General features: G+C 72.0%; 21 protein-coding genes and 1 pseudogene. 18 read left to right on the top strand and 4 right to left on the bottom strand.

The features are described 5' to 3' along the window. The 10 genes and pseudogenes from EST54_RS35630 to EST54_RS26575 form a co-directional block, all read left to right on the top strand. A pseudogene (locus EST54_RS35630) lies at window positions 1-107 on the top strand (ABC transporter ATP-binding protein); the annotation flags it as partial. 452 nt (window positions 108-559) lie between these two features. Continuing rightward, window positions 560-1,462 carry a squalene synthase HpnC gene (gene hpnC, locus EST54_RS26615; RefSeq protein WP_129250262.1) on the top strand — a complete coding sequence of 301 codons (903 nt, stop codon included), beginning with the start codon at window positions 560-562 and terminating at the stop codon, window positions 1,460-1,462. Further along, entirely contained in the window at window positions 1,459-2,412 is a 954-nt protein-coding gene (hpnD, locus tag EST54_RS26610) for a presqualene diphosphate synthase HpnD (protein ID WP_129250259.1), read from the top strand. Before hpnC ends, hpnD begins: the two co-directional genes overlap by 4 nt. A gap of 97 nt (window positions 2,413-2,509) precedes the next feature. Next, entirely contained in the window at window positions 2,510-3,985 is a 1,476-nt protein-coding gene (hpnE, locus tag EST54_RS26605) for a hydroxysqualene dehydroxylase HpnE (protein WP_239012652.1), read from the top strand. Between the two features lie 53 nt (window positions 3,986-4,038). Next, a complete protein-coding gene (locus EST54_RS26600) occupies window positions 4,039-5,103 on the top strand; it encodes a polyprenyl synthetase family protein (protein ID WP_174857524.1) in 1,065 nt (354 codons plus the stop codon). Window positions 5,104-5,210: 107 nt separating this feature from the next. Then, entirely contained in the window at window positions 5,211-7,229 is a 2,019-nt protein-coding gene (gene shc / locus EST54_RS26595) for a squalene--hopene cyclase (RefSeq protein ID WP_129250257.1), read from the top strand. Further along, complete coding sequence (locus EST54_RS26590) at window positions 7,229-7,897, top strand: phosphorylase family protein (RefSeq protein WP_129250256.1); 669 nt, start codon at window positions 7,229-7,231, stop codon at window positions 7,895-7,897. The genes shc and EST54_RS26590 overlap by 1 nt, the downstream gene beginning before the upstream one ends. A 5-nt stretch (window positions 7,898-7,902) precedes the next feature. After that, the gene (hpnH, locus tag EST54_RS26585; protein ID WP_129250255.1) at window positions 7,903-8,928 is read left to right on the top strand and encodes an adenosyl-hopene transferase HpnH; all 1,026 of its coding nucleotides are present in this window, start codon (window positions 7,903-7,905) and stop codon (window positions 8,926-8,928) included. A 125-nt stretch (window positions 8,929-9,053) separates the two neighbouring features. Next, a complete protein-coding gene (dxs, locus tag EST54_RS26580; RefSeq protein ID WP_129250254.1) occupies window positions 9,054-10,949 on the top strand; it encodes a 1-deoxy-D-xylulose-5-phosphate synthase in 1,896 nt (631 codons plus the stop codon). Continuing rightward, entirely contained in the window at window positions 10,946-12,334 is a 1,389-nt protein-coding gene (locus EST54_RS26575) for an aspartate aminotransferase family protein (RefSeq protein ID WP_129250253.1), read from the top strand. Before dxs ends, EST54_RS26575 begins: the two co-directional genes overlap by 4 nt. 210 nt (window positions 12,335-12,544) lie before the next feature. Here EST54_RS26575 and EST54_RS26570 read toward each other — a convergent pair whose 3' ends face one another. After that, entirely contained in the window at window positions 12,545-13,351 is an 807-nt protein-coding gene (locus EST54_RS26570) for a tyrosine-protein phosphatase (RefSeq protein WP_129250252.1), read from the bottom strand. A 253-nt stretch (window positions 13,352-13,604) separates the two neighbouring features. On the opposite strand from EST54_RS26570, the gene EST54_RS26565 reads away from it, so the two are divergent. Next, window positions 13,605-14,405, top strand: a complete 801-nt coding sequence (locus EST54_RS26565) for an SGNH/GDSL hydrolase family protein (protein ID WP_129250251.1) — start codon at window positions 13,605-13,607, stop codon at window positions 14,403-14,405. A gap of 70 nt (window positions 14,406-14,475) precedes the next feature. On the opposite strand, the gene EST54_RS26560 is transcribed toward EST54_RS26565, so the two are convergent. After that, window positions 14,476-14,862: an ATP-binding protein gene (locus EST54_RS26560; protein WP_129250250.1), complete on the bottom strand. Its 387-nt coding sequence runs from the start codon at window positions 14,860-14,862 to the stop codon at window positions 14,476-14,478. A 215-nt stretch (window positions 14,863-15,077) separates the two neighbouring features. On the opposite strand from EST54_RS26560, the gene EST54_RS26555 reads away from it, so the two are divergent. The 3 genes from EST54_RS26555 to EST54_RS26545 are packed head-to-tail and all read left to right on the top strand — an operon-like array spanning window position 15,078 to window position 17,128. Then, the gene (locus EST54_RS26555) at window positions 15,078-15,944 is read left to right on the top strand and encodes a helix-turn-helix domain-containing protein (RefSeq protein WP_129250249.1); all 867 of its coding nucleotides are present in this window, start codon (window positions 15,078-15,080) and stop codon (window positions 15,942-15,944) included. Window positions 15,945-15,947: 3 nt separating this feature from the next. Next, window positions 15,948-16,226 (top strand): DUF397 domain-containing protein, encoded by a 279-nt coding sequence (locus tag EST54_RS26550; protein ID WP_129250248.1) that lies wholly within the window; start codon window positions 15,948-15,950, stop codon window positions 16,224-16,226. Continuing rightward, window positions 16,223-17,128, top strand: coding sequence for an SAM-dependent methyltransferase (locus tag EST54_RS26545; RefSeq protein WP_174857523.1), 906 nt, complete (start codon window positions 16,223-16,225; stop codon window positions 17,126-17,128). Before EST54_RS26550 ends, EST54_RS26545 begins: the two co-directional genes overlap by 4 nt. 72 nt (window positions 17,129-17,200) lie before the next feature. On the opposite strand, the gene EST54_RS26540 is transcribed toward EST54_RS26545, so the two are convergent. After that, a complete protein-coding gene (locus EST54_RS26540) occupies window positions 17,201-18,226 on the bottom strand; it encodes a carbohydrate kinase family protein (protein ID WP_129250247.1) in 1,026 nt (341 codons plus the stop codon). A gap of 238 nt (window positions 18,227-18,464) precedes the next feature. Here EST54_RS26540 and EST54_RS26535 point away from each other — a divergent pair, with 238 nt between their 5' ends. The 3 genes from EST54_RS26535 to EST54_RS26525 all read left to right on the top strand — a co-directional run bounded on the left by EST54_RS26535 (window position 18,465) and on the right by EST54_RS26525 (window position 22,374). Beyond that, window positions 18,465-19,907, top strand: coding sequence for an NAD(P)/FAD-dependent oxidoreductase (locus tag EST54_RS26535; RefSeq protein WP_129250246.1), 1,443 nt, complete (start codon window positions 18,465-18,467; stop codon window positions 19,905-19,907). A 3-nt stretch (window positions 19,908-19,910) separates the two neighbouring features. Next, complete coding sequence (locus EST54_RS26530; protein ID WP_129250245.1) at window positions 19,911-20,765, top strand: GNAT family N-acetyltransferase; 855 nt, start codon at window positions 19,911-19,913, stop codon at window positions 20,763-20,765. A 391-nt stretch (window positions 20,766-21,156) separates the two neighbouring features. Further along, window positions 21,157-22,374 (top strand): MBL fold metallo-hydrolase, encoded by a 1,218-nt coding sequence (locus EST54_RS26525; RefSeq protein ID WP_129250244.1) that lies wholly within the window; start codon window positions 21,157-21,159, stop codon window positions 22,372-22,374. A gap of 54 nt (window positions 22,375-22,428) precedes the next feature. On the opposite strand, the gene EST54_RS26520 is transcribed toward EST54_RS26525, so the two are convergent. Beyond that, the gene (locus EST54_RS26520; protein ID WP_129250243.1) at window positions 22,429-23,073 is read right to left on the bottom strand and encodes a LysE family translocator; all 645 of its coding nucleotides are present in this window, start codon (window positions 23,071-23,073) and stop codon (window positions 22,429-22,431) included. Between the two features lie 376 nt (window positions 23,074-23,449). Here EST54_RS26520 and EST54_RS26515 point away from each other — a divergent pair. Next, a partial coding sequence (locus EST54_RS26515) for a sensor histidine kinase (protein ID WP_135796899.1) occupies window positions 23,450-24,904 on the top strand: 1,455 nt, incomplete at its 3' end.

Raw genomic sequence — 24,904 nt, 5'->3', positions numbered from 1 at the left:
TCCGCGACACCTGCGACCGGGTGCTGTGGCTGGAACGCGGTGAGCTGCTGATGGACGGCCCCACCGACGAGGTCATCAAGGCGTACGAAAAGGAGACGGGCAAGTAGTCCCCGTCCCGCACCCGAAGGCCTCCGCGAGTCCGCCTCTCGGAGGCCTTCGGGTGTGCGGAAATCGTCAACTCCAGGGGCGTCGGGAACAGTTCGGACGCCGTGGATGATGGCCGGAATGGTGCCCACCGCTTCGGTACCCCCTCGGAGGCGGGCGAGACGTACGGCGTAAGCTGTACGGGTACTGAACAGCATCAAGTGGTACATGTCGGGCAATGCTCACCCGAGCGGGCGATATGGACTCGATCGGGCGCGTCGCCTGCTGCGGCGTGTCCGAAATAGGATGTTTTAGCTTGGCGGTGTAGAACGGGAGACGTGACGGCAATGGCTACTGGTTCGCTCCGGCACCGAAATGCGCCGGGCAGCCCCCGGTGAGCCGAGACAACGAGCAGGCGCGTCGCGCTTTCCCCCGGACGGGGGTGGCGGGCGACGGACGGGAGCAGACGCGCACCGTGCTCGATCAGGCCGCACACGAGAACTTCCCGGTGGCGCCGTTCTTCCTGCCCCGGGTCTGGCGCGCCGATCTGATGGCCGTTTACGGCTTCGCCCGGCTCGTTGACGACATCGGTGACGGTGATCTCGCCCCCGGCGGCGGCGATGCCGTGCTCCTCGGGCTGGACCGCGCGCAGGACGGGGGCACCTCCCGGTCGAGCGCAGCCGAGAGCGGGGGAGAGCGGCTCGCGCTGCTGGACGCCCTGGAGAAGGATCTGCACCGCGTCTTCAGCGACCGGGCCCCCGGCCCCCGGCATCCGCTCATGCGCCGGCTCGGCCCGACCGTCCGCCGCTGCGGGCTGACCCCCGAGCCGTTCCTCGATCTGATCGCGGCCAACCGGCAGGACCAGCGGATCAGCCGCTATGGCACCTACGACGATCTGGCCGCCTACTGCGAGCTGTCCGCCAACCCCGTCGGCCGGCTCGTCCTCGGCATCACCGGCACCGCGAGCCCGGAGCGCGTCCGCCGCTCGGACGCCGTCTGTACCGCGCTCCAGATCGTCGAGCACCTCCAGGACGTGGCCGAGGACCTCGGGCGCGACCGCATCTACCTCCCCGCCGAGGACATGAAACGTTTCGGCGTCACCGAGGCCGATCTGGCCGCGCCCAGCGGGGGCGCATCGGTGCGCGCGCTGATCGCCTACGAGGCGGAACGCGCCCGTGACCTGCTGAATGAAGGCACCCCGCTGGTGGGTAGCGTCCACGGCAGACTCAAGCTGCTGCTGGCCGGTTTCGTGGCCGGCGGACGCGCTGCACTCCAGGCGGTCGCGGCCGCCGATCATGACGTACTCCCTGGACCGCCCAAGCCGACCAAGCTCAGCCTGCTGCGCGAGGTAGCGGCGACATTGCGAAGAGAGGGGTGAGTCGGACCGTGGAGGACACTGCACACGCGTCCGCGCCGGTGCTCGCTGCGTACCGCTACTGCGAGGCCATCACCGGGCAGCAGGCACGGAACTTCGCCTATGGCATCCGGCTGCTGCCGACCGACAAGCGACAGGCCATGTCGGCGCTCTACGCCTTCTCCCGCCGGATCGACGACATCGGTGACGGCACCCTGGAGCCCACCGCCAAACAACGGCGCCTGGAGGACACCCGGGCGCTGCTGGGCCGTATCAAGGACGGCCGGATCGACGACGACGACACCGACCCGGTGGCCGTCGCGCTCTCCGATGCCGCCCGCCGCTTCCCGCTGCCGCTGGAGGGTCTCGACGAGCTGATCGACGGCGTGCTGATGGACGTGCGCGGCGAGACGTACGAGACCTGGGACGAGCTGAAGGTCTACTGCCGTTGTGTGGCCGGCGCGATCGGCCGGCTCTCGCTGGGAGTGTTCGGCACGGTCCCCGGCGCGCCGGATGCCGAACGTGCCCCGGAGTACGCCGACACCCTCGGCCTCGCCCTGCAACTGACCAACATCCTCAGGGACGTTCGCGAGGACGCCGGCAACGGCCGGACGTACCTCCCCGCCGAGGACCTCGCCAAGTTCGGCTGTGCGGACGGCTTCGACCGCCCCGTACCGCCGCCCGGCTCCGACTTCGCCGGCCTGGTGCACTTCGAGGTTTCCCGCGCCCGCGCGCTGTTCGCCGAGGGCTTCCGGCTGCTGCCGATGCTCGACCGGCGCAGCGGCGCCTGCGTGGCCGCGATGGCGGGCATCTACCACCGCCTGCTGACCCGGATCGCCGCCGACCCCGAGGCCGTGCTGCGCGGCCGGGTCTCGCTGCCCGGGCGGGAGAAGGCGTTCGTCGCGGTGCGCGGGCTCTCCGGGCTCGACGCGCGGGCGATCGGCCGACGGCAGTCCGTCCGGAGGCGTGGATGATGCGCCGGACGGCCAACGGCGGTGACCCCGCGTCAGCGCGGCGGGCAACCCTCTCCGGGGTGGCTGCGTCCCTCACAGCAGTACGGGGGGAGAGCACATGACATCGCCAGCCACGCGGCTCGGCCGCCACCCTGACCTGCCGTCCGGCGCTCCCCAGGGGCGGACCGCGGTGGTCGTCGGGGGCGGTCTCGCGGGCACGACCGCGGCGCTCGCGCTGGCCGACGCGGGGCTGCGGGTGACCCTGATCGAGGGCCGGCCCCGGCTCGGCGGGCTGGTCTTCTCCTTCCGTCGCGAGTCCGCCGCCGGCGAACTGAGCGTCGACAACGGCCAGCACGTCTACCTGCGCTGCTGCACCGCCTACCGCACGCTGCTGGAGCGGATCGGCGCCGCTGACCTGGTGCCCCTTCAGGAACGCCTGGACGTACCGGTCCTGGACCCCGGCTCCAGCTCCGGCCGGGGCAGGATGCGGCTGGGCCGGCTGCGCCGCAGCGCCCTGCCCGTCCCGCTGCACCTCGCCCGAAGCCTGGCCGGCTACCCGCACCTCTCACCCGCCGAGCGGGCCGGTGTCGTCCGCGCCACCCTCGCGCTCAAGGGCCTCGACCCGGCCGACCCCGCGCTGGACGGGGTGGACTTCGGCAGCTGGCTGCGCCGCCACGGCCAGTCGGCCCGGGCCGTCGAGGCGCTGTGGGACCTGGTCGGCATCGCGACCCTCAACGCCCGTGCCGAGGACGCCTCGCTGGGCCTGGCCGCCAAGGTCTTCAAGACCGGGCTGCTGTCCGCGCCGGGCGCCGCCGACATCGGCTGGTCCCGCGTCCCGCTCGGCGACGTCCACGACGCCCTCGCCCGTACGGCGCTGGAGAAGGCCGGGGTGCGCCTCGCGCTGCGGACCCGCGTCGCGGCCGTGGACCGTACGGACGGCGGCTGGCGGGTCTCGGTGGCGAACGGCCCGCACGGCAGTGAGCAACTCACCGCGGACACCGTCGTCCTCGCCGTACCGCAGCGCGAGACGCACGCCCTGCTGCCCGACGGTGCGCTGGCCGGCAAGGACCGGCTGCTGGACATCGGCACCGCCCCGATCCTCAACCTCCACGTCGTCTACGACCGCACGGTGCTGCGCCGCCCCTTCTTCGCCGCGGTCGGCTCGCCCGTCCAATGGGTCTTCGATCGCACCGACGGGTCGGGATTGACGCGCGTCAAGGGCAACGAGCGCTGCCAGTACCTGGCCGTGTCGCAGTCCGCCGCGCAGGAAGAGATCGACCAGCCGGTCGCCAAGCTGCGCGCCCGCTATCTTCCGGAGCTGGAGCGGCTGTTGCCCGCCGCCCGGGGCGCCCGGATCCACGACTTCTTCGTCACCCGCGAGCGCACCGCGACCTTCGCGCCCGCACCGGGCGTCGGCAGGCTCCGCCCCGCCGCCCGCACCCAAGCTCCCGGCCTGTATCTGGCCGGTGCGTGGACCGCCACCGGGTGGCCCGCGACCATGGAAAGCGCTGTTCGCAGCGGCACTGCCGCCGCTCGCGAGGCACTCACCGAACTCGGCTTCCCCCAGGGCCAGTTGCCTCAGGAGGCGGCATGACTACGAGTACGAGCGCTCGCACGAGCACGAGCATCGGAAACAGAGGAGAAACCGTGAATCCGGCTTCCCCAGCTATCGACACCGACGGGGTCACCGCGCTGCTGGAGCGCGGGCGGACACTCGCCACTCCCGTGCTGCGTGCCGCCGTCAACCGGCTCGCTCCTCCCATGGACACCGTCGCCGCCTACCACTTCGGCTGGATCGACGCCGAGGGCCACCCCACCACGGGTGACAGCGGCAAGGCGGTACGGCCCGCGCTCGCCCTGCTCTCGGCCGAGGCCGCCGGCGCGGCCCCGGAGGTCGGGATCCCCGGAGCGGTCGCCGTCGAGCTGGTGCACAACTTCTCGCTGCTGCACGACGACCTGATGGACGGCGACGAGCAGCGCCGGCACCGCGACACGGTGTGGAAGGTGCACGGCCCCGCGCAGGCCATCCTCGTCGGCGATGCGCTCTTCGCCCTCGCCAACGAAATACTGCTGGAGCTCGGCACGGTCGACGCCGGCCGCGCCACCCGCCGGCTCACCCAGGCCTCCCGCAAGCTGATCGACGGCCAGGCGCAGGACATCTCCTACGAGCACCGCGAGCGGGTCACCGTCGAGGAGTGCCTGGAGATGGAGGGCAACAAGACCGGCGCGCTGCTGGCCTGTGCGGTCTCCATCGGCGCGGTGCTCGGTGGCGCCGACGACCGCACGGCGGACACCCTGGAGAAGTACGGCTACCACCTCGGCCTCGCCTTCCAGGCCATCGACGACCTGCTCGGCATCTGGGGCGACCCGGACGCCACCGGCAAGCAGACCTGGAGCGATCTGCGGCAGCGCAAGAAGTCGCTGCCGGTCGTCGCGGCCCTGGCCGCCGGCGGTGAGGCCTCCGAGCGCCTCGCCCGGATCCTGGCGGCCGACGCCAAGAAGAGCGAGAGCGAGATCGCCGACTTCACGGAAGAGGAGTTCGCCTCCCGCGCGGCCCTCATCGAGGAGGCCGGCGGCCGTGAGTGGACGTCGCAGGAGGCCCGCCGTCAGCACACCACCGCCATCGCTGCGCTCGACGAGATCGAGATGCCGGAGAAGGTCCGTGCCGAGCTCGTCGCGCTCGCGGACTTCGTCGTCGTACGAAAGAGATGATCACCATCGACACCGAATAGATCGCAGTCGCCGGCCGGTGCCAGCCGGGCGCCGGCCGACGGAATCCCTGAGCACGCTTTTCACAGTTCACTGCAGAAGGGGAAGCCATGACAGCGACGACCGACGGAAGCACCGGGGCGCTGCCGCCCCGGGCCCCTTCGGCCAGCGATGCCACCGCTGGGAAAACCGCAGCATCCGCCCGGGTACGGAGCGCCTTAGGGGGCGACACGGCGGACGCCGCCCGCCGCGCGACCGCCCGCGCCACCGACCATCTGCTGTCCGCCCAGGACCCCGCCGGATGGTGGAAGGGCGACCTCGAGACCAATGTCACGATGGACGCCGAAGACCTGCTGCTCCGTCAGTTCTTGGGGCTCCAGGACCCCGAACTCACCGAGGCCGCAGCCCGCTACATCCGCGGCGAGCAGTGCCCGGACGGCACCTGGGCCACCTTCTACGGCGGGCCCGGTGAACTCTCCACCACCATCGAGGCCTACGTCGCCCTGCGCCTCGCCGGGGACGCCCCGGATGCCCCGCACATGGCCAGGGCCTCCGCATGGGTCCGCGAGCAGGGCGGAGTGGCCGCGGCCCGGGTCTTCACCCGTATCTGGCTGGCCCTGTTCGGCTGGTGGAAGTGGGACGACCTGCCGCAACTGCCGCCGGAACTCCTCTACTTCCCGAAGTGGTTCCCGCTCAACATCTACGACTTCGGATGCTGGGCGCGGCAGACCATCGTGCCGCTGACCATCGTCTCGGCCACCCGCCCGGTGCGCCCGGCGCCGTTCGCCCTCGACGAGCTGCACACTGATCCGCGCCGCCCCAACCCGCCGCGGCCGCTCGCCCCCGCCGTGAGCTGGGACGGATTGTTCCAGCGCCTCGACAAGGCGCTGCACCTCTACCACAAGGTCGCCTTCCGCAGGCTGCGCCGTGCCGCGATGCGCTCCGCCGCCCGCTGGATCATCGAACGCCAGGAGAACGACGGCTGCTGGGGCGGTATCCAGCCGCCCGCCGTCTACTCCGTCATCGCGCTGCACCTCCTCGGCTACGACCTCGACCACCCCGTGCTGCGTACCGGCCTGGCGTCCCTCGACCGGTTCGCCGTACGGCGCGCGGACGGGGCCCGGATGATCGAGGCCTGCCAGTCGCCGGTCTGGGACACCTGCCTGGCCACCATCTCGCTCGCCGACGCCGGCGTGCCCGCCGACCACCCCCAGCTGGTCAAGGCCGCCGAGTGGATACTGGCCGAGCAGATCGACCGGCCCGGCGACTGGAGCGTGAAGCGTCCCCAACTCCCCTCCGGCGGCTGGGCGTTCGAGTTCGAGAACGACAACTACCCGGACATCGACGACACAGCCGAGGTGGTGCTCGCGCTGCGCCGGGTCAAGCACCCCGATCCGCAGCGGGTCGAGGCCGCGGTACGCCGCGCGGTGCGCTGGAACCTCGGCATGCAGTCCAGGGACGGCGGCTGGGGCGCGTTCGACGTCGACAACACCAGCCCGCTGCCCAACCGGCTGCCGTTCTGTGACTTCGGGGAGGTCATCGACCCGCCGTCGGCCGATGTCACCGCCCATGTCGTCGAGATGCTCGCGGACGTCGGCCGTACCCACGACCCGCGCACCCGCCGCGGAATCGCCTGGCTGCTGGCCGAACAGGACCCCTGCGGCGCCTGGTTCGGCCGCTGGGGCACCAACTACCTCTACGGCACCGGATCGGTGCTCCCCGCGCTCGCCGCGGCCGGCATCCCGCGCTCGCACCCCGCGGTCCGCCGGGCGGTCCGCTGGCTGGAGGGGGTGCAGAACGACGACGGCGGCTGGGGCGAGGACCAGCGGTCCTATCAGGACAAGGAGCAGTGGGCCGGGCGCGGCGCCTCGACCGCCTCACAGACCGCCTGGGCGCTGATGGCGCTGCTCGCGGCCGGCGAGCGGGACGGCGAGGCGGTACGCCGCGGAGTGCGCTGGCTGGCCGCGACCCAGCGCGAGGACGGCTCCTGGGACGAGCCGTACTTCACCGGCACGGGCTTCCCCTGGGACTTCTCCATCAACTACCACCTCTACCGCCAGGTCTTCCCCCTGACGGCCCTGGGGCGCTATCTCAACGGGGGCCCGGCCGTCGCACCGGTGGGGTCCTGATGCCGGGCCGGCCCCCGACGGACGCGGATCCACCGCTGCTGGTCGCCTGTGCGCTCGGCATCGAGCGGTTCGCCCTGCGCGGCGGCGACCGCGGGGGAGCGGCGGAGCGGGCCTTCCCGCGGCCGGTCGTGCTCCGTACGGGCATGGGCCCGCAGGCGGCCGAACGCACCCTCGCCACGGCGCTGAGCGAGGGTGCGGTCACCGAGCGGTCCCCGGTGGTCGCCAGCGGCTTCTGCGCCGGACTCGCGCCCGGCATGCGGCCCGGGGACGTGATCGTCGCCTCGGCCACCCGCGGCCACCACGCCGACGACCCGGAGACGCCCTGCCGGGACAACGGCCCGCTGCTGCGGGCCCTGCGGGAGCGCGGTCTGAGGGTGCACAGCGGGCTGCTGTGCGGCTCCGACCACGTGGTGCGCGGCGCGGAGCGGGCCGCGCTGCACGCCGCCGGTGCGGTCGCGGTGGACATGGAGTCCGCGGCCACCCTCCGTGCGGCCCGGCGGGCCGGCCCCCGTCCGGTTGCGGCCGTCCGGGTGGTCGTGGATGCTCCAGAACACGAACTCGTGCGTATCGGCACCGTACGCGGTGGAATATCAGCCTTCCGAGTCCTGCGCTCCGTCCTGCCTGTTTTCTACGAATGGCACCGTTCTTTGCTGCTCCCCTGGAGGTGAGTCAGATGGCCATGCCGCTTCGTCAGTCCATCCGGGTCGGTACCTATCTTTTTGAGCAGAAGATGATCCGGCGGCGTGAGAAGTTCCCGCTCATTGTCGAGCTGGAGCCGCTCTTCGCGTGCAATCTGAAATGCGAGGGCTGCGGCAAGATCCAGCATCCGGCGGGGGTGCTCAAGCAGCGCATGCCGGTGGCCCAGGCGGTCGGCGCGGTGCTGGAGTCGGGTGCCCCGATGGTCTCCATCGCCGGTGGTGAACCCCTGATGCACCCGCAGATCGACGAGATCGTCCGGCAGCTGGTGGCCAAGCGGAAATACGTCTTCCTGTGCACCAACGCCATGTTGCTGCGCAAAAAGCTGGATGATTTCCGGCCCTCCCCGTATTTCGCGTTCGCGGTGCACATCGACGGTATGCGTGAACGGCACGACGAATCGGTCGCCAAGGAAGGCGTTTTCGACGAGGCGGTGGCGGCAATCAAGGAGGCCAAGCGGCGCGGCTTCCGGGTCACCACCAACTCCACCTTCTTCAACACCGACACCCCGCAGACCATCATCGAGGTCCTCAATTTCCTCAATGACGACCTCCAGGTCGACGAAATGATGCTCTCGCCCGCCTACGCCTACGAGAAGGCTCCCGACCAGGAGCATTTCCTGGGCGTCGAGCAGACCCGCGAGCTGTTCAAGAAGGCCTTCGCCGGCGGCAACCGGCGGCGCTGGCGGCTCAACCACAGCCCGCTCTTCCTGGACTTCCTGGAGGGCAAGGCGGACTTCCCCTGCACGGCCTGGGCGATCCCCAATTACTCGCTCTTCGGCTGGCAGCGCCCCTGCTACCTGATGAGCGACGGCTACGTCCCGACGTACCAGGAGCTCATCGAGGAGACCGACTGGGACAAGTACGGCCGCGGCAAGGATCCGCGGTGCGCCAACTGCATGGCGCACTGCGGCTACGAGCCGACCGCCGTCCTCGCCACCATGGGCTCCCTGAAGGAGTCCCTGCGGGCGGCCAGGGAGACCATCGCGGCAAACCGCGGATGACCCGCTGACCGAGGGGAGCCCGCGTGCCCGGGCTCCCCGCGTCATGGTCCGGTCCGCCGTCGGCCCCCACACCCGACGGCGACCGGACCGGCACCGCCGGCCGAACAGGAAGAGGGGGACCGCACATGACGCTGCTGGAACACCTCCGGGAACCGCGCGCGCTCAAGGCGCTCCCCGCGGCCCGGCTGCCCGAACTCGCCGAGGAAATCCGGCACTTCCTCGTCCAGGCCGTCGCCCGCACCGGCGGCCATCTGGGCCCCAACCTCGGCGTGGTCGAGCTGACCATCGCCCTGCACCGGGTCTTCGACTCACCCGCCGACCGCATCCTGTGGGACACCGGGCACCAGTCCTACGTCCACAAGCTGCTGACGGGACGGCAGGACTTCTCCAAGCTCCGGGCCAAGGGCGGGCTGTCCGGATACCCCTCGCGCGCCGAGTCCGTGCACGACGTCATCGAGAACAGCCATGCCTCGACGGTGCTGGGCTGGGCCGACGGCCTCGCCAAGGCCCACCGGCTCCGCGGCGGCCGCGACCATGTGGTGGCCGTGATCGGCGACGGGGCGCTGACCGGCGGGATGGCCTGGGAAGCGCTGAACAACATCGCGGCCGCCAAGGACCGCCCGCTGATCATCGTCGTCAACGACAACGCCCGCTCCTACGCGCCGACCATCGGCGGCCTGGCCGACCACCTCGCCACCCTGCGCACCACCGACGGCTACGAGAAATTCCTGACCTGGGGCAAGGACCTCCTCCAGCGCACCCCCGTCGTCGGCGCACCCCTCTACGACTCGCTGCACGGCGCCAAGAAGGGCCTGAAGGACTTCATCGCCCCGCAGGGCATGTTCGAGGACCTGGGCCTGAAGTACGTCGGGCCGATCGACGGCCATGACATCGCGGCCGTCGAATCGGCGCTGCGCCGGGCGGCCGGCTTCCACGGGCCGGTGCTGGTGCACTGCCTGACCGAGAAGGGCCGCGGCTACCCGCCCGCCCTGGAGGACGAGGCGGACCACTTCCACACCGTCGGCGTGATGGACCCGCTGACCTGCGCACCGGTCGCCCCGCCCGGCGCCCCCTCCTGGACGTCCGTCTTCGGCGACGAAATGGTCCGCATCGGCGCCGAGCGCGAGGATGTCGTCGCGCTCACCGCGGCAATGCTGCAACCGGTCGGTCTGGAGAAGTTCGCCAAGGCCTATCCCGACCGGGTGTGGGACGTGGGCATCGCCGAGCAGCATGCGGTCGTGTCGGCCGCGGGCCTGGCGACCGGCGGTCTGCACCCGGTCGTCGCGGTCTATGCCACCTTCCTCAACCGCGCCTTCGACCAGGTGCTGATGGACGTGGCGCTGCACAGGTGCGGGGTCACCTTCGTGCTGGACCGGGCCGGTGTCACCGGCACCGACGGCGCCTCGCACAACGGCATGTGGGACATGTCGATCCTGCAGGTCGTCCCGGGGCTGCGGATCGCCGCGCCGCGCGATGCCGACCAGCTCCGTGCCCAGCTGCGCGAAGCGCTGGACGTGGCCGACGCACCGACCGTCGTCCGCTTCCCCAAGGAGGCGGTGGACGACCCGATCCCGGCCATCGACCGGATCGGCGGCGTCGACGTCCTCCACCGGGCCCCGCATCCGGACGTCCTGCTGGTCGCCGTCGGGGTGATGGCCCCGGTGTGTCTGCGGGTCGCCGAACTCCTCGCGGCGCGCGGCGTCGACGCCACCGTCATCGATCCCCGCTGGGTCAAGCCGGTCGACGAGGCCATCGAGCAGCTCGCCGCGCAGCACGCCATGGTGGCCGTCGTGGAGGACAACAGCCGGACCGGCGGTATCGGCTGGGCGGTCGGCCAGGCCCTGAGGGACGCGCACGTGGACGTGCCGCTGCGTACCTTCGGGATCCCCGAGCAGTTCCTGCCGCACGCCCGGCGCGGTGAGCTGCTGGCCGACCTCGGACTCACCCCGGCCGAGATCGCCGGACAGATCAGCGCCGCGCTGGGCCGCGCCGCGGCGGGCCGTAAGGAGAGCACACCGTGACCGGATTCGATCTGACCGCTCTCCTCGCCGAGCGCGGCACGGAGCGCTATGAGCTGCACGCCCGCCATCTCAACCACCAGCTCCCGCGGATGCTGCACACCATCGGCTTCGACAAGGTCTACGAGCGGGCCGAGGGCGCCTACTTCTGGGACACCGAGGGCCAGGACTACCTCGACATGCTCGCCGGCTTCGGAGTGATGGGCCTCGGCCGGCACCACCCCGTCGTCCGGCAGGCGCTGCACGACGTCCTCGACGCCTCGCTGGCCGACCTCACCCGCTTCGACTGCCAGCCGCTGCCCGGTCTGCTCGCCGAGAAGCTGCTGAGCCATGCGCCCCACCTCGACCGGGTCTTCTTCGGCAACAGCGGCACCGAAGCCGTCGAGACCGCCCTGAAGTTCGCCCGCTACGCCACCGGAAAACCGCGCGTCCTCTACTGCACCCACGCCTTCCACGGCCTGACCACCGGCTCGCTCTCCGTCAACGGCGAGGACGGCTTCCGGGACGGCTTCGCGCCGCTGCTGCCCGACACCGCCGTGGAACTGGGCGATCTGGCCGCACTGGAGCGGGAGCTCAAGCGCGGCGACGTGGCCGGGTTCGTGGTCGAACCCGTCCAGGGCAAGGGCGTCCACCCCACCCCGCCCGGATTCCTGCGCGCCGCCCAGGAGCTGCTGCACCGCCACAAAGCGCTGCTGATCGCCGACGAGGTGCAGACCGGCCTCGGCCGCACCGGCGACTTCTTCGCCTATCAGCACGAGGACGGCGTGGAACCGGACCTGGTGTGTGTGGCCAAGGCGCTCTCGGGCGGCTACGTCCCGGTCGGTGCGACCCTCGGCAAGGACTGGATCTTCAAGAAGGTCTACTCGTCCATGGACCGGGTCCTGGTGCACTCCGCCAGTTTCGGCTCCAACGCCCAGGCGATGGCGGCCGGGCTCGCGGTGCTCGCGGTGATGGAGGACGAGCAGCTCGTCGCCCACGCCCGGCACACCGGCGACCTGCTGCGCTCCCGGCTCGCCGCCCTCATCGACCGCTACGAGCTGCTGCACGACGTACGGGGCCGCGGCCTGATGATCGGCATCGAGTTCGGCCGCCCCAGGTCCCTGGGCCTGCGCGGCCGCTGGACGATGCTGCAGGCCGCCCGCAAGGGCCTGTTCGCGCAGATGGTCGTGGTCCCGCTGCTGCAGCGGCACCGCATCCTGACCCAGGTCTCCGGCGACCATCTGGAGGTCATCAAGCTGATTCCCCCGCTGATCATCGGCGAGCGGGAAGTGGACCGCTTCGTCGAGGCGTTCACGGCCGTCATGGACGACGCCCACAGCGGCGGCAGCCTGATGTGGGACTTCGGGCGGACGCTGGTGAAGCAGTCCTTGCACGCCGGCAAGGGCTGACCTGCTCGACCTGCAGACGGCGACCGCGGCCCTCGGCCCGCTCGGCCATCGGGCGGGCTCGGGGCGGAGCCGCTCCGGGCGGCCGCCGTCACGCCCCCTACTGGCGCCCGTACGCCATCCACTTCGCGGGTTCCGTCAACGGGCGGAACCCCGCCACTCATAGTTGTCGATTATGCCGGGTCAGCCTGCCACAGGGACCGCGCGCGGGTATCAGTCCGTCAGGAGCCGGTCCCGCAGCCGCTCCCGGACGGCAGGGGTCAGCTTCAGGCCGTCGGTGAGGTACGCCTCCGTCGTGCCCCAGGTGTGTTCGATCGCGTCGTAGGCGGCCGTGAGGTAGTCGGTGTGCGCGCCGAACAGCGGCGAGAGCAGCTCCATGACCTCCGGCGACATCCCCACCGCCGAGTTGTCCGAGCGGCGGATCTTGTAGCGGCGGTGCGGGTCGTTGGACTTGAGGTAGTCCGCCTCGATGGCGTCCCGCTCCACGCCGACCGCCAGCAGGGTCACGGCCACGGACAGGCCCGCACGGTCCTTGCCGGCCGCGCAGTGCATCAGTGCCGGCACGCTGTCCTCGGCGAGCGCATGCAGCACCCGGCTGTGGTCCTCGGTACGCGTGGTGATGATGTGGCGGTAGGTGGCGGCCATCCGGGCCGCGGCCTTCCCGTCGCCGAGCGCGCTGCGCAGCTGGTCCAGCTCACCGTCGCGCACCATCGTCCAGAACTCCGCACCGTCGGCCGGGTCGGTGAGCGGAATGTTCACATTGCGCACCCCGGGCAGCGCGACATCCGGCCCCTCCAGTTTGATGTCCGAGGCATTACGGAAATCAAAGACGGTGTGCAGTCCGAGGCCGGCCAGAAATGCCGCGTCCTCCGTGGTCGCATGGGCGAGATGCCCGCTGCGGAACAGCCTGCCCTCCCGTACGCGACGCCCGTCCGTGGTCGGCAGCCCGCCCACATCGCGGAAATTGCGGACCTCCGCGAGCTCGGTCTGGGCCGGTGGGACCTGCGGCGTCTGCGTCACGGGCGCTCCTTGGTGTCGGCCGCCGACGCTGCTCGTCGACGAGGCGGGTCACCATCCGACGATACGACATTGATGCAACGGACAATCAGGCCGCAATACGGGCGTGTAGGAGTGTGACAAAGCGCGCGGGAAGCAAGGTGCGTCGATCTCTATTCCCGTTTGGGTCGAATTTAACTCGGTGGCATTAATCACCTGCCGTCAACCCCTGGTTACGGTGGCGTAAGTCACTTCTCAAGGTGAAGTATGTCCTGACGTGGCAGACGATTCGAAGAACATCAGCAGCGGCGCCCATGGCGCCATCGGGTCGTACGCAGCCGTCGGGGACAGCTTCACAGAGGGGGTCGGGGATCCCGGCCCTGACGGGGTGTACATCGGTTGGGCGGACCGGCTCGCGGTCCTGCTCTCGGACCAGCAGGCGGAGGGGGACTTCCGCTACGCGAATCTCGCCGTCCGGGGACGGCTTCTGGACCAGATCGTCGAGGAACAGGTGCCGCGGGCGAAGGAGCTCGCCCCCGCCCTGGTGACGTTCTGCGCCGGCGGCAACGACATCCTGCGGCCGGGCTCGGACCCGGACGCGGTCGCCGAGCGCTACGAGGCGGCGGTCCGCGATCTGAGCGGGTCGGTCGGCACGGTCCTGGTCTGCACGGGTTTCGACACCCGCGGCGTCCCCGTGCTCAAGCACCTGCGCGGCAAGATCGCGACGTATACGGCGCACGTCCGGGCCATCGCGGACCGGCACGACTGCCCGGTCCTGGATCTGTGGTCGCTGAAGTCGGTGCAGGACCGGCGGGCCTGGAGCGAGGACCGGCTGCATCTGTCGGCCGACGGGCACACCCGGGTGGCGCTGCGCGCGGCCCAGGTGCTCGGCATGCGGGTGCCGGCCGACCCGGACCAGCCGTGGCCGCCGGAGGCGGAGCGCTCGGCCGCCGACGCGCGCCGGGACAACATCCACTGGGCGCGGGAGCACCTCGTACCGTGGATCGGCCGCCGGCTGCGCGGTGAGTCCTCGGGCGATCACGTTGAGCCGAAGCGGCCCGATCTGCTGCCGCTGTAGCGTCCGGCACCGGCCGGAAACGGCCCGGGCATGACGAAGGCCCCGGTTCCGCCGACGGCGGAGCGGGGCCTCAGTGCGTTGCGGTACCGGTGTAGGGCAGGTCCGCCCAGACGACCCGGCCCGGTCCGCTGTCGGCAGGCCGGGACCCCCAGCTGTCGGACAGCGCGCCGACGAGGAACAGTCCCCGCCCGCACTCCTTGTCCACGCTGCCGGGCTGGACGTGCGGCGCCGAATTCTCCGGGCCGCCCTGGTCCGTGATCTCTATGCGTATGTGCGCGCCGAACAGGGCGAGTTCGCACCCGACCTTCTCGCTGTCGGTGTGTCGCAGAGCGTTGGTGAAGAGCTCGGAAACCACCAACTCCACGTCGTCGCGGACTTGTTGATCCGCGCCCCACTCGCTCAGCAGCGCGCTGACGCGCCTGCGTGCCTCGGGCACGGACGTGCGTCGCGCCGGCAAGTGGAACGCGTCCTGCGGGTACTGGGCGACAAAGCTGCCACAGCGCCCTAACGAAGGAGCGTTGTTGGAGGAAGCCACTCCGCAACTATGTGCGATGTCGGTGACCGATGGCAAGGATCACTCTGCAATTTGCAGAATCGTAAGAAGCAGTCTGTTCGCGATACTGACGGCATGACACACTGCTGCACACTGAAATCAGTTGGAGGCGATCGGACGTGGCGGACCCACGGTCGGCAGGTGCACCGACCGTCCTGCGGGTGGTGCTCGGTAAGCGACTGCAGGACCTGCGCGAGAAAGCGGGGCTCTCCTACGAACAGGCCGCCGCGGCCCTCGACGTGACCCACGCCACGATACGGCGCATGGAGAAGGCCGAGGTCGGCCTCAAACTCCCCTACGTCGAGAAGCTGTTGGCGACCTACGGCGTGGCCGACGAGGACGAGATCGAGGGCTTCCTCTCCCTCGCCCGCGAGGCCAACAAGCCCGGCTGGTGGCACCGCTTCCGGGACGTCCTTCCCGAGTGGTTCAGCGCATTCGTCAGCCTGGAGAGCGAGGCCAACCTCATCCGGGCCTACCAACCGCACTACGTCCCCGGGCTGTTGCAGACCGAGGACTACGCCGCCGCCGTGCTGCGGGCGGGTATGCCGCACGCCTCCCCGGCGGACATCGACCGGATCGTCGCCCTGCGGATGGCCCGGCAGTCCCTGCTGACCCGCGACAACGCACCGACGTTGTGGGTCGTCATGGACGAGACCGTGCTGCGGCGGCCGATCGGCGGCTCCCCGGTGATGCGGGAGCAGATTTCCCGGCTGAGGGAAGCCACCGCGCTGCCGAACGTCCGGCTCCAGGTCATGCCCTTCGCCGCGGGCCCGCACCCGGCCATGTACGGCCCCTTCCACCTCTTCCGCTTCCCGATCCCGGAACTCCCGGACATCGCATACGCGGAAAGCCTCGTCGGAGCCGTGTACTTCGACCAGCGCAACGACGTCTCGCAGTTCCTGGAGGCCCTGGACCGGATGTGCGCGCAGGCCGCGCCGGCACACCGCACCGAGGCCATTCTGGGTGGCTTTCGCAAGGAGATCTGAACCATGGATCGCATACGCATCTACAACGGCATGCCCGCCACAGAACTGGGCACGGAGGGCTGGCACAAGCCCTGGAGCGGCGGAAACGGCGGCGAGTGCGTCGAGGCGATGCGGCTGGGGGACGGCCGGATCGCGCTGCGCCAGTCGACCGACCCGGACGGCCCGGCACTGATCTACACGCACCGCGAAATGGTGAGCTTCATCGAGGGGGCGAAGGCGGGCCACGCCGACTTCCTGCTCGCGGTGGCACCGGCCCGGTGCACCGACCGGAGGACGGCATGAGCGAGCAGGGCACCTCCCCCCACGGACCGGACGACGGGGCCACGTTCCTCGGACCGTACGTCCAGGGCCCCGAGCACTCGGGCTTCTCGGCCGAGGAGATCGACACCAGCCGGCCGCATCCGGCCCGGATGTACGACTACTACCTCGGCGGCTGGGACAACTACGAGGTCGACCGGGTGGCCGCGGAGCGCGTCATCGAGGTCCACCCGCAGGTGCGGCTCAGCGCCCGCGCCAACCGGGCCTTCCTGCGGCGGGCGGTGCGCGAACTGGTCGCCGGCGGCATCCGCCAGATCATCGACATCGGCACCGGCATCCCCACCTCGCCCAACACCCATGAGGTCGCCCGGGAGATCGCGCCCGACACCCGCGTCCTCTACGTCGACAACGACCCGATCGTCGCCACCCACGCCGGGGCCCGGCTGACCACCACCGAGGGCACCGCGTTCGTGCTCGGCGACGTCCGCGACCCCCAGGCGCTGCTGGACCACCCGGCCGTCCGCGAACTGATCGACTTCGACCGGCCGGTGGCGCTGCTGCTGGTTGCCGTACTGCATTTCATCCGGGACGACGAGGATCCCGCCGCGCTCGTCGCCACCCTCGCCGAGGCGCTCCCCGCGGGCAGTTGCCTCGTGCTGTCGCACGCCACCGGTGAGCCCTACGAGGCCTATGCCCAGGGCCGCACGGACGAGCGGGCGCGCGAGGGCGTGGTGAGCGTCTACCAGAGCTCCACCGCCACCCTCAACCTGCGCACGAAGGCCGGGATCGAGCCGCTCTTCGGACCGTTCGCCCTGCTGGAACCGGGTGTCGTACGGGTCCCGCTCTGGCGGCCGGACGGTGCGGTGCCCGGCGCCGAGGAGCTCAACAACACCATTTTCTACGGCGGCGTGGGCCGCAAGGGCTGAGCCGCGCCGGCCGGACGGGCGGCCGCCCCGGAGGGAACGCGCCGTGCGGACCGTCCGGCCGGGAGCGGGCGGCTAGGCCCCCGCGGGGGAGACCTGGGCGTCCGGCGGGCCCGCGGAGCCGGGGCCGGCGCCGGGCGGTGCCGTGGAGTGCGGCGGAGCGGCGGGGGCCGGCGCCGTGGTGGGGACCGCGCGCAGCACGTCCGGGCCGACGAGGGTGGTGTGGGTGCCGGGCGAGGTACAGGCATGCGCCCCGGCGACGGCGCCCAGTCGCGCACAGTCCTCAAGGCTCCGGCCCAAGTGCCGGCCGTAGAGGAAACCGCAGGTGAAGGCGTCGCCCGCGCCGTTGGTGTCCACGACCGGGCCGGGCGGCACCACGGCCGGCACCGGGCGCGGGGAGCGGTCGTCGGCGCCGAGCACATAGGCGCCGCCCGCCCCCGCCGTCGCGATCACGGCCTCGGCACGCCCCTCGTGCAGGATCTCCCGCATGACGGACGCGATTCGTTCACCCGCCCCGGCGGTGCTGAGGAACACCAGGTTCGAGCGGAGCGCGAACTCGCGGTGATGTTCCGTCAGCCCGTCCCAGTCGTGCAGATCCGTGGAGACGGGGAGGCCCAGCGCCTCGATGTCGTCGTACAGAAAGCGGGAGAAGTGCGTGATCGACAAATGGACGTGCCGGGCGCGGCGCAGCGCGGGGAGGTAGTGCTCCGGCGGCATCCGCAGGTCGAGCGGATCCCGGGCGTCGTAGAAGGACGTCCGGCGGCCGTCGGGGGCGACGAGATTGACCGCCCGCCGGGTGCCGTGCGGCGAGATCAGCGGCCGGAAGTCGACGCCGGTGGCGGCCATCCGTTCGCGGATCAGGCTGCCGTGGTGGTCGTCGCCGATGAAGTCCACGAAACCGGTGGTGAGCCCGAGCGCCGCGCAGCCCAGCGCGACGCCGGTACCGGTGTGTCCCACCCATTCGCGAATGGGGGGCACCGCGGAGGAATCGGTGAGCGGTACGGGCAGCGCGCCGACCGGCACGACGGTGTCCACGCCCGACCCGCCGACGACGAGCACGTCATAGGCGTCATACGGCTCAGAAACCTGCTGGAATGTCACAAGCGTCCCTGGATCCCTTGCTGGTGAGACGAATCCCTTGCTGGTGAGACCGTTTGCGGACGAGGTGCGTCCGCTGCCGGGAGTCTAGACGCAGGCGCGCCGCATGACGGGATGTCAGGGAATGTGGTGACACGAGGGAGAAACGAGTCGTAAGGGGCCAGGCCGCTGCTCTGTGGCCAGTGGGGAGCGAGTAAGGGCTTACGGCGGCCGGACGGGCCGGCGGGGGAGCGAGGCAGGCATGGCAGAGCACTCCAACGGGGGACGCACCGCGCTCGTCATCGGCGGAGGCCTCGCCGGGATGCTGGCCGTCACCGCCCTGATCGGGCAGGTCGACGCGATCACGGTCGTCGAACGCGACCGCTATCCGGAGGGGCACGCCTTCCGCAAGGGCGTTCCGCAGGCCCGCCATCTGCACGTCCTCCTCAGCGGCGGCCAGCGGGCACTGGAGGAGCTGCTGCCCGGCACGCTCGACGCCCTCGGCGACGCGGGCGCCCGCAGCCTGGATCTGCCGCGCGATCTGCTCACCCGTACCCCCACCGGCTGGCAGCGCCGCTTCGACGAGCGCCGGCACCGCACCCTGAGCGTCACCCGGCCGGTGCTGGACGCGGTGGTCCGCGAGCGGGTGCTGCGGGCGGCCGCCCGCTCGGCCACCCGCGTCGAGGTCCTCGAAGCGACCGAGGCCGTCGGGCTGACCGGGGACGCCCACCGGGTGACCGGTGTACGGGTGCGCTCGCGCGACGGTGTGCCGGCCGGGCGGGCCGTCCGGGAGCTGGCGGCCGGGCTCGTCGTGGACGCCTCGGGCAGCGGCTCCCGCACCCCGCAGTGGTACGGCGACCTCGGCCGGACCGCCCCGCACGAGGAGACCGTGGACGCGGGGCTCGCCTACGCCACCCGGATGTACCGCCCCAAGGACCCGGCCACCGCGCCCGAGGTGGCCGTCAACGTCCCCGGCTGGCCGGAGTGCCCGCGCGGCGGGGCGTACGTGCCGGTCGAGGACGGCAACTGGCTGCTGACGCTGTCCGGTGTGCGCGGGCACCACCCGCCCACGGACGCCACGGAGTTCACCGCGTTCAGCGCGACGATCGGCGACCCGTACGTCCATGAGCTGCTCGCCCGGGCCGAACCGCGCTCGCCGGTGTACGGCTTCCGCGACACCCGCAACCGCCGCCGGCGCTTCGAGAGGTCCGGTGCGCTGCCCGAAGGGTTCCTCGTCCTGGGGGACGCCTGCTGCACCTTCAACCCCGTGTACGGGCAGGGCATGTCGGTGGCCGCCCTCGGCGCGCTGGCGGTCCGCGGCACGCTCGCCGGCGGCGGGAGCACCGCCGAGGCGCAGCGGGCGGTGGCCCGCGCCGTGGAGCCCGCCTGGCTCGCCGCGGTCGGTGCGGACCGCCCGTATGCGAGCCCCGAGGACGCCACGGCCGGCGCCGGCGAGCGGCTGACCACGTGGTACCTCGACCGGCTCGTCGCCCGCGCCGCGATCGACCCCGTCGTCGGTGCGGCCTTCCGGGACGTCTTCTGCCTCACCGCGCCGCCCACCCGGCTCGTCGCCCCGCGCATCGTCCTGCGCACCGTCTTCCTGCCCCGCCGCCCCGGTCTCCCCAGCCCGCCCACAGCCGTCGAGGGGGTGCCCGCCGGCCCCCGAAAAGCGGCTGCGGCTGCCCGCAGGCCCACGGGAGGATGAGGCATGACGTGGACCACGACCCGGCATCTCGCGGACTTCGAGGCGGCCGCGGGAGCGTTCCTGCGCAGCCGGCCCGCCGCGCACACGGTGCTGCTGTCCGTGGCGTCGTCCCTGCGGTCGCTCGGTGCGGATGCGTACGGGGCGGAGGCGCCCGCGTTCGGCTGGTGGCGGCGCGACGGACAGGGCCCGGTCGGGGCCGCTCTCGTGTGGACCCCGCCGCGGACGGCGCTGCTCTCGCCGATGCCGGACGCGGCCGCGGGTGAGCTGGTGGAGACGCTGACTGCCGAGCGGATCGGGATCCCAGGGGTGAACGCCGGCCGGGCGGTGGCCGAGGCGGTCGCCGGCGCCTGGCAGCGGCGGCACGGAGGCACGGTGACCACTGCCGAACGCCTCCGGCTCTACCGGCTGGACCAGCTGATCGAACCGTCCCCCGCACCGGCGGGCACCGCCCGGCGCGCCACGCCCGCCGACCGGGACCTGCTGCTCGCCTGGTTCACCGCCTTCGCCGCGGAGGTCGGTGACCCGCCGCCCCGCGACGCCCGTGCGGTCGACGCCCGGATCGCCGGCGGCCGCTGCCTGCTGTGGGAGACCGGCGGCCGTCCCGTCGCGATGGCCGGCCACACCCCTCCGCTCTCCGGGGCGGCCCGCGTCGCCCCCGTCTACACCCTGCCCGAGCTGCGCGGACGCGGCTATGCGGGAGCGGTGACGGCCGCCGTGTCCCGCGCCGTACGCGCCGGCGGCACGCAGGAGCTGCTGCTCTTCACCGACCTCGCCAACCCCACCAGCAACGCCCTCTACCAGCGGCTCGGATACCGCCCGGTCGAGGATCATCTCGTCCTGGAATTCGGGCGGGGGTAGGACGCCGCCGGAGCGCGGGCGGCCGGCGGCCGGTGCCACCCCGGGTGCCGGGCGCGGCTCACCGCAATGGACGCGTCCGACGTGCCGAAAAGGGCGCCGCCGGGCCCGCCGCATCCCCCTCGGACGAGGGGGTGTCTTTCGGATCAGCCAGGGGCCGATCCGAAAGACACGCCCTAGGTCACACCCGATCCCCGGAATGTCACGGCCGGTCGCGCGGTTTGCCTCAGAGGGTGATGGTGTTGAGTCCGGGTGTCGTGGTGCGGAAGCCGTACGACGGCGCCGGGTGTCGTGGTGCGGAAGCCGTACGACGGCGCCGAGTGGCGCGGTGTGCCGGAGCCTGCCGCCCACGCGGCCCGTATCACTTCGCGTTCGTCCTGACCATGGAGGTGCCGTGACCGGTTCCCGTCCCCGTCGCACTGGCCTTTCCGCGCTGCGCCCCGCGAGCTTCGGCCTCGAACCCACGGGGGAGCGGCTGGCCAGGATGCGCAGATCGCCACAGTTCGTGGACGGTCAGTTCCGCAATCCCGTGCCGACCGGACGACCGCCCAAGGGCGCCGCGCTGGAGATGGCGCGGGCGCAGCTGAGCCGGGAGGGACGGCTGCGCCGGGCGCCGATCGGCCCGATTCCGGTGTACCGCCCGACCGCCGGGGACTTGGCGGCGCCGCCCGCTTCCGGGCTGCGGCTCACCTGGATGGGGCATTCGAGCGTGCTGGCCGAGATCGACGGGCAGCGGGTGCTCTTCGACCCGGTCTGGGGTGAGCGCTGCTCGCCGTTCAGCTGGGCCGGCCCCAAGCGGCTGCACCCGGTACCCATCGGGCTGGACGAGCTGGGGCCGGTCGACGTCGTGATGATCTCGCACGACCACTACGACCATCTGGACATGCCGACCGTCCAGCGCCTGACCGGCACCGGCGCGGCATTCGTGGTACCGCTCGGCATCGGCGCCGACCTGGAATTCTGGGGGGTGCCGGCGGAGCGCATCACCGAGCTCGACTGGCACGAGTCCACCCGCGTCGGCGGGCTGACCCTCACGGCCACCCCCGCGCAGCATTTCTGCGGCCGCGGGCTGCGCGGCCCGCAGCACACCCTGTGGACCTCCTGGGTGGTCGCCGGGCCCGAGCACCGGATCTTCCACAGCGGCGACACCGGCTACTTCTCCGGCTTCGCGGAGATCGGCGCGGCGCACGGCCCGTTCGACGCGACGATGATCCAGATCGGCGCGTACAGCGATTTCTGGCCCAAGAACCCCACCTCGGACACCCGGCACCCCGGCATGTGGCCGGACATCCACATGAACCCTGAGCAGGGCGTGCAGTCCCACCTAGACCTCCAGGGCCGAGCGTCCGGCGGGGTACTGCTGCCGATCCACTGGGGCACCTTCAACCTGGCGCTGCACCCCTGGGCGGAGCCCGCCGACTGGACGCTGACCGCTGCCCGCAAGGCCGGGGTCGGCACCGCGCACCCCCGGCCGGGAGAGCCCTTCGAGCCCGCCGATCCGCCGGCCGTCCACCCGTGGTGGCGGGCGATCGCGGTGCCGCCCGCCCATGGCTGGCCCGCCTGGACCCCGGTGGTTTCCGCCACCGACGTGGACCTCGCCGCGGACCGCTGAGGCCGGTCCGCACGCGGCGGCGCGGGCCGCACGGGCGCCGGCCCCCCGCCGCCGTCAGTCCGCGCGGCCGGTGACCGCCACCGTCACACCCAGGCCGATCATGGCGAAGCCGCCGGCCCCGCCGATCATCGACATCCGGCGTTCGGAGCGGGCGAACCAGCCGCGGGCCGCCGAGGCCGTCAGCCCCCACACGGTGTCGGTGATCAGACCGATGGAGATCGGTACCAGGCCCAGGATCATCATCTGGGTGGGCAGCCCGCCCGCCGACGGGTCCACGAACTGGGGGAGTACGGCGGCGAAGAAGACGATCCCCTTCGGGTTGGTGACGCCCACCAGGAGGCCGTCGGCAACCGTCCGCAGATCACCGCGGGCCGACGGCCCGGGCGCGTCCACGGCCCCCATCTTCATGTCCTTGCGGTGCCGGAAGGCCTGGACACCGAGAAAGACCAGGTAGGCCGCACCGGCCAGCTTCACGGCGAGGAAGATCGTGACGGACCGCTCCACCAGCGAGCCGAGGCCGAGTGCCACCGCGACCACCAGGAGGTAGGAGCCCAGCACATTGCCCAGGACCGTCGCCAGGGCCGTCCGCCGGCCGTGGGCCAGTGCCCGGCCGATCACGAACAGCACGCTCGGCCCCGGGATCACGATCACCAGCAGCGACATCGCTGCGAACGCCAGTATCCGGTCGGTAGTCACCATGTCTCTCACCTCGGTGGGCATTGAATCAGTCGGACCCGGGGCTTCGTCAGTGGTGAGCGGCGTGCAGCAACGGATGGCGTGCGGGCCGGTCCGCCGCCGGCCGGGCCGGGCCCCCGTGCTGCGCGGCCGCGGATGCCGCCCGAGAGCCCTCGGATGCGCGCTTGTGGAGGCCGCAACTCCGCCTCGCTGAACGGAAGTTCGGATTGTGTCGCACTGATGTGCGCCGCGCGCCCACTCAAGGAGGTGGCGAGGGGTAGCGAAAGCCCGAAGTGGCTCCGGACACTACCCCCGTAACAACTAGCGTGCGTGCTCCGCGAACTGCCAACGGCCGATCCGGAGGGCGCCGATGCCTACCGCATTCCCCCAGGGGACCCAGATGTCCCAGGAGGCTCAGAGGTCCCCGGGACCCCAGAGCTCCCCGGGGGCCGCTCCTGTCCCCACCTCCGCCCGGCGGCGGGAGCGTGACGGCGGACGACACGGCCGGGCCGCGTTCCCCGAGTCGGCCGCCGATTCGGCGATACGGTCCCGGCTGGTCAGGCTCGCCGCCGTGCCCTGTCTCCTGGTCGCCGTCGTCTGCACCGCCGTCGCCGCGTTCGTCGTGCAGGCCGGCGGCGCCCGGGTGTCCGGGCAGGCATGGGTGATCCTGGCCGGCGGGCTCGCCCTGGTCTGCGTCATCGTGCTGACCGCGGGCGCCGCGGCCAACGCCGAGGCCCGCGCAGCCGTGGCCCGCTACGCCCGGCTCCGCCAGGTCTGCGCCCGCAGCCAGTCCGACCTCTACGACCTGCTGGACCGGGTACGGCAGGGCGAATGGCTCCAGCGCCGCGAGCCGGACACGGCGCTCGCGCCCACCGGCGACACCCTCGACCTGCTCGCCCATGAGGTGGCCGCCGCCGGCCGGGCCGCCGAGTCCGCCGTCATCGACGCGGTCGCCATCGCCCGCAGCAACGCCAGCGGCAGCGAGCAGAAGGTCGAGGTCTTCGTGAACCTCGCCCGCCGGCTGCAGTCCCTGGTCCACCGCGAGATCGAGCTGCTGGACGAGCTGGAGAACCAGGTCGAGGACCCGGACCTGCTCAAGGGCCTGTTCCACGTCGACCACCTGGCCACCCGCATCCGCCGGCACGCCGAGAACCTCGCCGTCCTCGGCGGCGCCATCTCGCGCCGCCAGTGGAGCCGCCCGGTGTCCATGACCGAGGTACTGCGCTCCTCGATCGCCGAGGTCGAGCAGTACCCGAGGATCAAGCTGGTGCCGCCGATCGAGGGCACCCTGCGCGGACACGCCGTCGCCGACGTCATCCACCTGCTCGCCGAACTCGTCGAGAACGCCTCGATCTACTCCGCCCCGCAGACCCCGGTCCTGCTGCGCGCCCAGCTCGTCACCGCCGGTCTCGCCGTCGAGGTCGAGGACCGCGGCCTGGGCATGTCGGCGGACGAGCAGAACCGGATGAACGCCCTGCTGGCCGACCCCGAACACATCGATGTCGCCGAGCTGTTGAGCGACGGCCGCATCGGGCTGTTCGTGGTCTCCTCGCTCGCCCGGCGGCATGGCATCGTTGTCCGGCTGCAGAGCAACATCTACGGCGGCGTCCAGGCCGTCCTGATCGTGCCCCAGGGGCTGCTCGGCGCGGAACCGGCCGACGGGGAGAAGGGCGGGACGGACGCCTCGCTCACGGGATCCCCGGACACCGTCCCGGCGCTCGACCACGACGGCGGCTACGGCGCCGGATACGCCGACGACCCTGACGCCGGCCCGGCGCGGCACGCGCGTCATGACCGCCGTGACCCGGGCGCCGACGGCTCCCCGACCGTGGCCATCCCCCGCCCCGCCCCGTCC

Origin of the sequence: Streptomyces sioyaensis, from assembly GCF_004122735.1 — a bacterium.
GTDB classification, from domain to species: domain Bacteria; phylum Actinomycetota; class Actinomycetes; order Streptomycetales; family Streptomycetaceae; genus Streptomyces; species Streptomyces sioyaensis.
The sequence above is the reverse complement of the archived record's forward strand: the minus strand, read 5'-3'. Positions and strand labels throughout refer to the sequence as shown.

Coding starts and splice junctions, on each gene's coding strand:
- EST54_RS26530 (WP_129250245.1), top strand. CDS start 19,911: ATGACGTGGACCACGACCCGGCATCTCGCGGACTTCGAGGCGGCCGCG.
- EST54_RS26535 (WP_129250246.1), top strand. CDS start 18,465: ATGGCAGAGCACTCCAACGGGGGACGCACCGCGCTCGTCATCGGCGGA.
- hpnE (WP_239012652.1), top strand. CDS start 2,510: ATGACATCGCCAGCCACGCGGCTCGGCCGCCACCCTGACCTGCCGTCC.
- EST54_RS26520 (WP_129250243.1), bottom strand. CDS start 23,073: ATGGTGACTACCGACCGGATACTGGCGTTCGCAGCGATGTCGCTGCTG.
- dxs (WP_129250254.1), top strand. CDS start 9,054: ATGACGCTGCTGGAACACCTCCGGGAACCGCGCGCGCTCAAGGCGCTC.
- EST54_RS26590 (WP_129250256.1), top strand. CDS start 7,229: ATGCCGGGCCGGCCCCCGACGGACGCGGATCCACCGCTGCTGGTCGCC.
- shc (WP_129250257.1), top strand. CDS start 5,211: ATGACAGCGACGACCGACGGAAGCACCGGGGCGCTGCCGCCCCGGGCC.
- EST54_RS26550 (WP_129250248.1), top strand. CDS start 15,948: ATGGATCGCATACGCATCTACAACGGCATGCCCGCCACAGAACTGGGC.
- EST54_RS26545 (WP_174857523.1), top strand. CDS start 16,223: ATGAGCGAGCAGGGCACCTCCCCCCACGGACCGGACGACGGGGCCACG.
- hpnH (WP_129250255.1), top strand. CDS start 7,903: ATGGCCATGCCGCTTCGTCAGTCCATCCGGGTCGGTACCTATCTTTTT.